General features: G+C 72.9%; 7 protein-coding genes and 1 pseudogene. 5 read left to right on the plus strand and 3 right to left on the minus strand.

What is annotated here, in order from left to right:
- The first annotated feature begins 1 nt into the window (after position 1).
- The 5 genes from VNT59_RS01160 to mdoH all read left to right on the plus strand — a co-directional run bounded on the left by VNT59_RS01160 (position 2) and on the right by mdoH (position 7,186).
- Positions 2-1,411, plus strand: a complete 1,410-nt coding sequence (locus VNT59_RS01160) for an ATP-binding protein (RefSeq protein WP_325495792.1) — start codon at positions 2-4, stop codon at positions 1,409-1,411.
- The gene (locus VNT59_RS01165; RefSeq protein WP_325495794.1) at positions 1,398-2,057 is read left to right on the plus strand and encodes a hypothetical protein; all 660 of its coding nucleotides are present in this window, start codon (positions 1,398-1,400) and stop codon (positions 2,055-2,057) included. Before VNT59_RS01160 ends, VNT59_RS01165 begins: the two co-directional genes overlap by 14 nt.
- Positions 2,058-2,067: 10 nt before the next feature.
- On the plus strand, positions 2,068-3,480 hold the full coding sequence (locus VNT59_RS01170) for a sigma 54-interacting transcriptional regulator (RefSeq protein ID WP_325495796.1): 1,413 nt from the start codon (positions 2,068-2,070) through the stop codon (positions 3,478-3,480).
- A gap of 179 nt (positions 3,481-3,659) precedes the next feature.
- A complete protein-coding gene (locus VNT59_RS01175) occupies positions 3,660-5,216 on the plus strand; it encodes a glucan biosynthesis protein G (RefSeq protein ID WP_325495798.1) in 1,557 nt (518 codons plus the stop codon).
- Positions 5,189-7,186, plus strand: a complete 1,998-nt coding sequence (gene mdoH / locus VNT59_RS01180; protein ID WP_325495800.1) for a glucans biosynthesis glucosyltransferase MdoH — start codon at positions 5,189-5,191, stop codon at positions 7,184-7,186. Before VNT59_RS01175 ends, mdoH begins: the two co-directional genes overlap by 28 nt.
- A 12-nt stretch (positions 7,187-7,198) precedes the next feature.
- Here the strand turns inward: mdoH and VNT59_RS01185 are convergent, their stop codons facing one another.
- The 3 genes and pseudogenes from VNT59_RS01185 to VNT59_RS01195 all read right to left on the minus strand — a co-directional run.
- Complete coding sequence (locus VNT59_RS01185; protein WP_325495802.1) at positions 7,199-8,161, minus strand: tripartite tricarboxylate transporter substrate binding protein; 963 nt, start codon at positions 8,159-8,161, stop codon at positions 7,199-7,201.
- 11 nt (positions 8,162-8,172) lie between these two features.
- Positions 8,173-9,363, minus strand: a complete 1,191-nt coding sequence (locus VNT59_RS01190; RefSeq protein WP_325495804.1) for a M20 aminoacylase family protein — start codon at positions 9,361-9,363, stop codon at positions 8,173-8,175.
- Positions 9,364-9,452: 89 nt separating this feature from the next.
- A pseudogene (locus VNT59_RS01195) lies at positions 9,453-9,721 on the minus strand (signal recognition particle protein); the annotation flags it as partial.

A 9,721-nucleotide genomic window follows, 5' to 3' on the forward strand; every position in this document is an offset into this window, starting at 1 on the left:
GATGGGATCGTTCCGGCAGCTGCTGCTGGTTGCCTTCCTGCTGATCGCCGCGCTGCTCGGCGGCACGGCGCTGCGCGCCGTCGTCATCCTCGATCGCCTGATGTCGCAAAGCGCCGCCGAGGCCGTCGGCGCGCTCGAGCTCTCCGGCGCCGCGCACACGCTGACCGCCCGCACCGCCGCCATGGAACGCGCCGCGCGCCAGTCGCTGGTGCTCAACGACGCGGTGCTGCAACAGCGCTACGACGAGGAGTCGCGCGCGGCGCGGGCGGCCCTCGAGCGCATGGCGGCCAACGGCGTGGCCGATGCCGACCTGGGCGCCTGGCGCGAGCGCACCGCCGCGATCGGTCGCCTGCTCGGCGGCCCGGTGGCCACCGCGCTCGACCGCGAACGCACCGTGGCCGGCGAGTTCCGCGAGCTCGACGCCGTGAACAACCGGATCACCGGCGCGGTGCAGGGCCTGATCGAGGAGCGCAACCGCGAGCTGGGCACGCAGCTCGCGGCCAGCCGCGCCCGCCTGATGCAGCAGGTGCTGGCGGCCATCGCGTTCACCATGCTGCTGGCCATCGGCCTCGGGGTATGGCTGGCGCGGCCCTTCAGGCGGCTGGGTCGCGCCATCGTGGCGCTCGGCGAGAACCGCCTGCACGAGCCGGTGGCCATCCGCGGCCCGGCCGACGTGCGTGCCGTCGGCCAGCAGCTGGAATGGCTGCGGCTGCGCCTGACGGAGCTCGATGCCGACAAGGCGCGCTTCCTGCGGCACGTCTCGCACGAGCTCAAGACGCCGCTGGCGGCGCTGCGCGAAGGGGTGGCGCTGCTGCAGGAGGGCGTCACCGGCCAGCTCAACGCCGGCCAGCGCGAGGTGGTGGACATCCTGCACCAGAACACGCGCTCGCTGCAGGCGCAGATCGAGGCCCTGCTGCGCTTCAACGCGGCGGCGTTCGAGGCGCGGCAGCTGCGCCGCCGCAAGACCGACCTGCTGGCGCTGCTGCGCGACTGCGTGGAGGCGCAGCGGCTGCAGTGGCAGGGCCGGCGGCTGGCGGTGCAGGTCGACGGGCCGCCGGTCGCGCTCGCCGTGGACCCGGACAAGCTCGGCGCGGCCGTGGCCAACCTGCTGTCCAACGCGATCCGCTTTTCGCCCGAAGGCGGCACCGTGCAGCTGCGGCTGGCGACACAGCCCGAGCGCGTCTGCATCGACATCGAGGACCAGGGCCCCGGCGTCGCGCCGCAGGACCGCGAGCGCATCTTCGAGCCCTTCTACCGCGGCGGACGCCAGCCGGACCACGCCCTGCGCGGCACCGGCGTCGGCCTGTCGATCGTGCAGGAGTACATCACCGCCCATGGCGGGCGCGTCGGGCTGCTGTCCGACAGCCCAGGCGCACATTTCCGGATAGAACTTCCTCATGCTTCTTCCTGACACCGAAGCCCGTGCAGCGGCTTCGGCAGCCGCGGCGCTGAGCCTGGGCTTGTGCCTCGCGCTTGGCGGTTGTGCCGCACCCGCGCCCGTCCTGCCGGCCCCACCGGCCACCGCCGCCGCACCCGAGCGGGCGCCGGTGGGGGCCGCCACCGGAGCGGCCTGGGCGGCAGCGGCCGCTGCCGCCGACCAGGCCGCCAGCGCGAGCGCACGCGTCGACGCGGGCCTGAACGCCGTCGTCGCCTATGCCGACACCGTGCGGCGCCTGGCACCGGGCGAACTGGGCCTGGAGATCAACCGGCTCGCCGACGCGGGCGAGTCGCCGGTGCGGCTCATGCAACTGGCGATCGCGCTCGGACAGACCCGCAACGCGGCCAACCACGCCCGCGCGCTGGGCCTGCTGCAACGGGTGCAGGGGCAAGGCGAGCCCGAGGCGCGCGCGCTCCATCCGCTCGCGCGCTGGATCGCCGCGCAGCTGACCGACCTGCGGCGCGCCGACGAGCAGGCCGAGCGCCAGGCGCAGCAGCTGCGCGACGCGCAGCGCCGCATCGATCAGCTCCACGAGCGGCTGGAAGCCGTGCGCGCGATCGAGCGCGGCGTGCCGGCGCGGCCGCCGGCCGCCGCCTCCGGCGCGCCGGGGCGGCCGTAGGGGAACGCGCATGGAGCGCCACACCGGGTCCGCCACCGCGCCGCACGCCAGGCTGCTGGTGGTCGACGACGACGCCGACATGCTGCGGCTGCTGTCGCTGCGGTTGCGGGCGGCCGGCTACCAGGTCGCGACGGCCGCGTCGGCCGAAGCGGCCATGGCGCAGTTGGAGATCGAGCGGCCGCAGCTCGTGCTCAGCGACGTGCGGCTGCCCGGGCGCGACGGTCTGGCGCTGTTCGACCACATCCGCGCCCGTCATCCGGCGCTGCCGGTGATCCTGCTGACGGCGCACGGCACCATCCCGGACGCGGTGGAGGCCACCTCGCGCGGCGTGTTCTCCTACCTCACCAAGCCCTACGACGCCAAGGAGCTGCTGGACAAGATCGCCCAGGCGCTGGCGCTGGCGGCCCCGGCGCCCAGCGCGGCGCAGGCGGACCAGGCCTGGCGCGCGGAGATCATCAGCCGCTCCGCCCGCATGGCGGACCTGCTTGCCGAGGCATGGATGGTGGCGCAGTCCGACGCCAGCGTGCTGCTGCGCGGCGACAGCGGCAGCGGCAAGGAGCTGCTGGCGCGGGCGATCCACCGCGCCAGCCGGCGCGCCCGCCAGCCGTTCATCGCCGTCAACTGCGGCGCCATCCCGGAAGCGCTGCTCGAATCGGAGCTGTTCGGCCACGTCAAGGGCGCGTTCACCGACGCGGTGACGAGCCACCGCGGGCTGTTCCAGGCGGCCGACGGCGGCACGCTGCTGCTCGACGAGATCGGCGACATGCCGCCGGCCTTGCAGGTCAAGCTGCTGCGCGTGCTGCAGGAGCGCGCCGTGCGGCCGGTGGGATCGAGCCAGTCGCACCCGGTGGACGTGCGCATCGTCTCGGCGACCCATCGCGACCTGGAGGCGGCCATGGCCGCCGGCCAGTTCCGCGAGGACCTCTACTACCGGCTCAACGTGGTGAGCCTGACCTTGCCGCCGCTCGCCGAGCGGCGCGAGGACATCCCCCTGCTGGCCAACCACTTCCTGCACAAGCTGGCCGCCAAGTACGAGCGTCGCCTGTCGGGTTTCGCGCCCGAGGCGCTCAAGGCGCTGGTGGCCGCGCCCTGGCCGGGCAACGTGCGCCAGCTCTACAACGTGGTGGAACAGGTCTGCGCGCTGGCGACCACGCCGCTGGTGCCGCTGGCGCTGGTGCAGCGGGCGCTGCGCGTGCCCTCGGTGCAGGTGCTGACCTATGCCGAAGCCAAGCAGCGGTTCGAGCGCGAATACCTGGTCGGCCTGCTCAAGCTGACCGACGGCAACGTGGCCGATGCGGCCCGGCTGGCCGACCGCAACCGCACCGAGTTCTACCGGCTGCTGCAAAAGCACGAGCTCACGCCCGGGCACTTCCAGGCCGAGGCCGCGGCCGGGCTGTCGCCACCCAGCGACGCCGGCAAGTAGTTGATTTTGCTGGGCTTCGCGCCCCGCAGGCGGATGGGCTGTCGCCGCCCGGCGACAAAATCCACGTGATGGCGGGGGTGAGGCCGGGCGGGCGGCCCGTCGGGGCCCGCGTAGCTGGCGCAAGTCACTGATTCTTCAGGGATTTTCTCGCTGGCACGGGCTTTGCGTTGCAGTCCCCGATGCGTTTTGTCCCTGCCGCCGCCCGCGCCCTGCGCCGGGCGGTCGTCCTCCTCGCCTGCGCTGCCGGTGCCGCCGCCGCCGAGCGCGCGCCCTTCGACTTCGAATCCGTGGCCCGGCTGGCGCGCGCGCGGCTGCAGGAGCCGTATCAGGCCCCGGCCCGGACGCTGCCGCCCGATCTGCAGGCGCTCGACTACGACGGCGTGCGCGACATCCGGTTCCGGCCGCCGCGGGCGCTCTGGCGCGACGCGAACCTGCCGTTCGAGGCGATGTTCTTCCACCTCGGCCTGTACCAGCGCGAGCCGGTGCGCATCCACGAGATCAGCGCGGCCGGCCCGCGCCCGCTGCCGTACAACCGTGCCGACTTCGATTTCGGCCGCAACCGGCTGCGGCCGGAAAGCTGGGGCGACCTGGGCTTTGCGGGACTGCGGCTGCACTACCCGCTCAACACGCCGGCCTACAAGGACGAACTCGTCGCCTTCCTCGGCGCCAGCTACTTCCGCGCCCTGGGCGCCGGCCAGCAGTACGGCCTCTCGGCGCGCGGCCTGGCGATCGACGCGAGCGGCGGCGCCGGCGAGGAGTTCCCGCGCTTCACCGAGTTCTGGCTGCAGCGCCCGGCCGCCGACGCCAGGCAGGTGACGCTGTTCGCGCTGCTCGATTCGCCGCGCGCGACCGGGGCCTACCAGTTCGAGATCGTGCCCGGCCCGCAGACCGTCACCCGGGTGCGGGCCCGCCTGTTCCTGCGCCCCGGCGCGCCGCGGCCGATCGCCACGCTCGGCGTGGCGCCGCTGACCAGCATGTTCTTCTTCGGCGAGAACCAGCCGCGCCGCAGCGACTTTCGGCCCGAGGTCCACGACTCGGACGGCCTGCTGGTGGAAGGCGGCGACGGCGAATGGATCTGGCGGCCGCTGCAGAACCCGGCGCGTCCGATCGCCACCTCGTTCGCGCTGAACGGCCTGCGCGGCTTCGGCCTGATGCAGCGCGACCGCGCCTTCGCCAGCTACGAAGACCTGGAGGCCCGCTACGAACGGCGGCCCAGCGCCTGGGTACGCCCGCTCGGCGACTGGGGCGCCGGCCGGGTCGAACTGCTGCAGCTGCCGACCCCCGACGAGACCCACGACAACGTGGTCGCGTACTGGGTCCCGGCCAAGCTGCCCGCGCCCGGCGAGCCGCTGGACCTGGCCTACGAGATCGCATGGCAGGGCGACGCGCAGCAGCGACCGCCCGGCAGCTGGGTGACCCAGTCGCGCCGCGGTTTCGGCTACTCGCGCCTGGAGCCGCAGGCGCTGGCCCAGCAGGTCCAGTACGTGCTCGATTTCAAGGGGCCGGCGCTGGACGCGCTGCCCGCGGCGGCGCCGGTGCGCGCCGTCGTCTCGGCCGACGCCAACGGGCGCGTGCTCGAGCAGGTCGCCTATCGCAATCCCGCCAGCGACAGCTGGCGCATGACCCTGCGGGTGCAACGCATCGATCCGGCGCAGCCGGTCGAAGTGCGCGCGTTCCTGCAACTGGACAACCACATCCTGAGCGAGACATGGAGCAACATCATCCTTCCCGAGTAGGTCCGGCGCCGGCGCGCCGCCGCAGTGCGTTGCGCGAGGAGCGCCATCCGAACGCCGTCAGCGCCCCGCCGCTCAACCGCGGCTCCATGGTGCCGGTCCCGTGGCAGGGCTTCTGGCGCAGCGTCGCCCTGTCCCTGGCGCGCGCCATCCGGCCGGGCGGCCAGCCGCACCGGCGGGAGGCGCCCGAGGCCTGGGAACTCGCCGCCCGGCGCCGGCGCGCGGCAGGCGCCGTGCTCAGCGCGTTGAGCACGGCCTTGGCGACGGCCCTGTTCGCCCGCGCGCAGCCCGACTACGGCAATGCCTGGCTGGGGTACGGCCAGCTCGCGCTGTTCGCGTTGCTCTCGGCCTGGGTGGTGACCGGGTTCGTGACGGCGCTGATGGGCTTCTACGTGACCTTGCGCGGCGACCGCCACGCCTTGTCGGCGGCGCAGGTGCGGCACCACCGGCTCGACCCGCAGGCCCGCACCGCGCTCATCATGCCGATCTGCAACGAGGACGTGGCCACGGTGTTCGCCGGCCTGCGCGCGACCTGCGAGTCGCTGGCGACGACCGGGCATGCCGCAGCCTTCGACGTGTTCGTGCTGTCCGACAGCGCCGACCCGGCGATCGTCGCCGCCGAGCGCGCGGCCTGGGAGGCGCTGCGTGCGGCGCTCGCCGCGGCGCCCGATCGCCCGCAGGTGGAGGTCTACTACCGGCTGCGGCAGCGGCGCACGCACCGCAAGGCTGGCAACGTCGCCGACTTCTGCCGCCGCTGGGGCAAGGACTACCGCTACATGGTCGTGCTCGACGCCGACAGCGTGATGAGCGGCGACTGCATCGTCTCGCTGGTGAAGCTGATGGAGGCGCACCCGCGCGCCGGCATCATCCAGACGGCGACGCAGGCCATCGGTCATGCGACGCTGCACGCGCGCGCGCAGCAGTTCGCCTCGCGGGTGACCGGCCGGCTGTTCACGCTGGGCATGCAGTTCTGGCAGCTGGGCGAGTCCCACTACTGGGGCCACAACGCGATCATCCGGGTGCAGCCGTTCATGCGGCACTGCGCCCTCGCGCCGATCCCGGGAACGGGCGGCCTGGCCGGGCCGATCATGTCGCACGACTTCGTCGAGGCGGCGCTGATGCGCCGCGCCGGCTACCAGGTCTGGCTGGTGTCCGACCTCACCGGCAGCTACGAGCAGCAGCCGCCGGACCTGCTGTCGGAGCTGCAGCGCGACCGGCGCTGGTGCCAGGGCAACCTGCAGAACTCGCGGCTGATCGCCGAGCCGGGACTGCACCGGGTCCACCGGGCGATGTTCGCGATCGGCGCGATGTCCTATCTGTCCGCGCCGCTGTGGCTGGCGTTCCTCGCCCTCGGCACCAGCTTGTGGCTCTCCGGCGCGGCCGTGGTCCCCGACTGGCATGCCCTGCCCGCCGAGCTGCGCGGCCTGTGGGCCTGGACCTTGTGCATGCTGTTCATGCCGCGTGTGCTGGGGCTGGCCGCGGTGCTGCTGCAGGGCGCGGCGCCGGGCTACGGCGGCAAGGCCGCGCTGCTGCACAGCGCCGCGACGGAAACCATGCTGGCCCTGCTGCAGGCGCCGATCCGCATGCTGGCCCACTCGCTGTTCGTGCTGGTGGCGCTCACCGGGCTCGAGCTGCACTGGAAGTCGCCGCCGCGGCACGCCCGGGGCGTCAGCTGGCGCGAAGCGCTGGCGCGGCTCGCGCCGATGACGCTCGTGATCGCGCTGCCGGCCGGCGCGATCGCGGTGGTGCACTGGGAAGCCCTGGTCTGGCTGGCCCCGGTGGCGCTGCCGCTGGTGCTGGCCGTGCCGCTGGCGGTGCTCACCAGCGACGCCGTGCTCGGCGCCTGGATGCGCGCGCGCAACGTGCTGCGCATTCCGGAGGAGTCGCGCTCGCCCGCCGTGCTGCGGCGCGCCTGGCGCCATGCCGGCGCCGTGCCCGTGGCCGTGGTGCCGCGGCTGCGGGCGGCGCGCTGAAGGCGCGGCGCCTTACTCGATGCGGGCGCCCGACGCCTTGACCAGCGCCGCGCCGGCTTCCCAGTCCTCGGCCAACAGCTTCTGGAAGTCGGCCGACGGCATCGGTGCGTACTCGATGCCCAGCAGGCTCAGCCGCTGCTGCACGGCCGGCGTGGCCAGCACCTTCTGCACGGCGGCGTTGATCCGGTCGACCTCGGCCTTGGGCATGCCGGCCGGACCGAGCAGGCCGATCCAGGAGTCGAACTTGTAGCCGGGCACGCCGGCTTCGGCCACGGTGGGCAGGTCGGGCAGGAACTTGGAGCGCTGCGGGCCGGTGTAGGCCAGCAGCTTGATGCGAGGATCCTGCTTGAAGGCCGCGAGGCCGACCAGCGCGGAGCACACGCCCTGCACCCGGCCGGCCAGCACCTCGTTGACGGCATCGCCAGTGGACTTCATCGGCACGTGCTGCATCTGCAGGCCGGCCTTCGACAGGAAATAGGCCATGCCCATGTGGGTGGCGCTGCCGTTGCCGGCCGAGGCGTAATTGAGCTGCGCGGGCTTGCTCTTGATCAGCTTGAGGTAGTCGGCCAGGTTGTTCACGCCCAGGTCGCCGGGCGCCGCGATCACGTAGCCGGAATAGCCCAGGTACGAAACGCCGACGAAGTCCTTCTGCGGGTGGTACGGCAGCTTGCTGTACAGGTGGCCGGCCAGCGTGTGGCTCGCCGCCGCCAGCACCAGCGTGTTGCCGTCGGGCGGCGCCTTGGCCACGGCGGCGGTGCCCACCGTGCCGCCGGCCCCGGGGCGGTTCTCCACGATCACGGTCGCGCCGAGCACCTGGCCCAGTTCGCTGTTGAAGGTGCGCGCCACGGTGTCCTGGACCGCGCCCGGACCGTACGGCACGATGATCCTGATGATCCGGTCGGCGGCCAGGGCGGGCGCGGCGGCGGCGGCCAGGGCCAGCGCGAGGGCGCCGGCACGAATGCTGCGAATGTCCATGAGAGCTCCTGTCAGGGTTGGGCGAGCCAGCGCTGCGCCAGCCGCACGAAGTAGCTGGCGCCGATGGGAATGATCTCGTCGTTGAAATCGAACGACGTGCCGTGGATGATGCACTCGCCGGGGCCGTGGTCGGGCAGGCGGTGCCCGCCGTCGCCGTTGCCCAGGAAGGCGTAGCAGCCCGGCTTGGCGCGCAGCATGTGCGCGAAGTCCTCGGCGCCCATCACGGCCGGCGTGCGTTCGTCGACGTTGTCCGGGCCGACCACTTCACGCATCACCTCGGCGGCGAACCGGGCCTCCCGCTCGTGGTTCACCACCGGCGGCGAGGCGCGGCGGAACATCACTTCGGCCGTGCAGCCATGCGCTTGCGCGACGCCGGCGGCCAGGCGGCGGATGCCGGCCTCGATCGCGTCGGTCACTTCCACCGCGAAGGTGCGCACCGTGCCGCCGACCCAGGCCTGGTCGGGGATCACGTTGGGGGCGTCGGAGCCCTGGATCTGGGTGACGGCCAGCAGCGCCCGCTCGGTGGAGTTGACGACGCGCGGCACCAGGCCCTGCAGCTGCTGGGCGAGATCGATGGTCGCGCCGACCGGATCGACCCCGGTGTGCGGCATCGACGCATGGGTGCCGCGGCCGGCGATGGTCACGCGCCAGGTGTTGCTCGAGGCCATGAGCGCACCGTGATTGGTCGCGAAGCGGCCGGTGGGCAAGGCGAAGTTGTGCAGCGCGAAGACCGCTTCGCACGGGAAGCGGTCGAACAGGCCGTCCTCGATCATCTTCAGCGCCCCCGCCTTGCCCATCTCCTCGGCCGGCTGGAAGATGAAGTTCACGGTGCCGTTCACGTCACGCGTGCGCGCCAGGTGCCAGGCCGCGGCCAGCAGCATCGTGGTGTGGCCGTCGTGGCCGCAGGCGTGCATGCGGCCGTCGTGCTGCGACCGGTGCGGGAAACGGTTTTCCTCCTGCAGCGGCAACGCATCGAGGTCGGCGCGCAGGCCGATGGTGCGCCGGCCGGCGCCGGCCCGCAGCACGCCGACGACGCCGGTGCCGGCGACGCCGGTATGCACCTCCAGACCCCACTCGCGCAGCAGGTCTGCCACCAGTTTCGACGTGCGGTGTTCCTCGAAGCCGAGTTCGGGGTGGGCGTGGATGTCGCGGCGCAAGGCCACGAAGCGCGCGATGTCGGCAAAGCTGTCGACCAGATTCATTCCTGCTCCTGCAAAAGCGCGGCCCACCGAGGGGCCGCAACGTGATCCAAGGACGCGGTCCGCCGGGCGCCGCGTCGTCGGCAAAACATTCAGAACGGCATCTTGGGCAGACCGCCCTTGCCGCCCATGCGCTTCATCATCTTCATCAGGCCGCCGCCCTTCATCTTCTTCATCATGCCCTGCATCTGCTCGAACTGGTTGAGCAGGCGGTTCACCTCCTGAACCTGGACGCCGGCGCCGGCGGCGATGCGGCGCTTGCGCGAGGCCTTGAGCAGCTCGGGCTTGCGGCGCTCGAGCGGGGTCATGGAGCGGATGATGCCTTCCATGCGGCGCACGTCGCGCTCGGCGCGGTCCATGT

The sequence above is a fragment of the Ramlibacter sp. genome (assembly GCF_035554825.1).
Classification (GTDB): Bacteria; Pseudomonadota; Gammaproteobacteria; order Burkholderiales; family Burkholderiaceae_C; genus Ramlibacter.

Coding starts and splice junctions, on each gene's coding strand:
- VNT59_RS01160 (WP_325495792.1), top strand. CDS start 2: ATGGGATCGTTCCGGCAGCTGCTGCTGGTTGCCTTCCTGCTGATCGCC.
- VNT59_RS01165 (WP_325495794.1), top strand. CDS start 1,398: ATGCTTCTTCCTGACACCGAAGCCCGTGCAGCGGCTTCGGCAGCCGCG.
- VNT59_RS01170 (WP_325495796.1), top strand. CDS start 2,068: ATGGAGCGCCACACCGGGTCCGCCACCGCGCCGCACGCCAGGCTGCTG.
- VNT59_RS01175 (WP_325495798.1), top strand. CDS start 3,660: ATGCGTTTTGTCCCTGCCGCCGCCCGCGCCCTGCGCCGGGCGGTCGTC.
- mdoH (WP_325495800.1), top strand. CDS start 5,189: ATGGAGCAACATCATCCTTCCCGAGTAGGTCCGGCGCCGGCGCGCCGC.
- VNT59_RS01185 (WP_325495802.1), bottom strand. CDS start 8,161: ATGGACATTCGCAGCATTCGTGCCGGCGCCCTCGCGCTGGCCCTGGCC.
- VNT59_RS01190 (WP_325495804.1), bottom strand. CDS start 9,363: ATGAATCTGGTCGACAGCTTTGCCGACATCGCGCGCTTCGTGGCCTTG.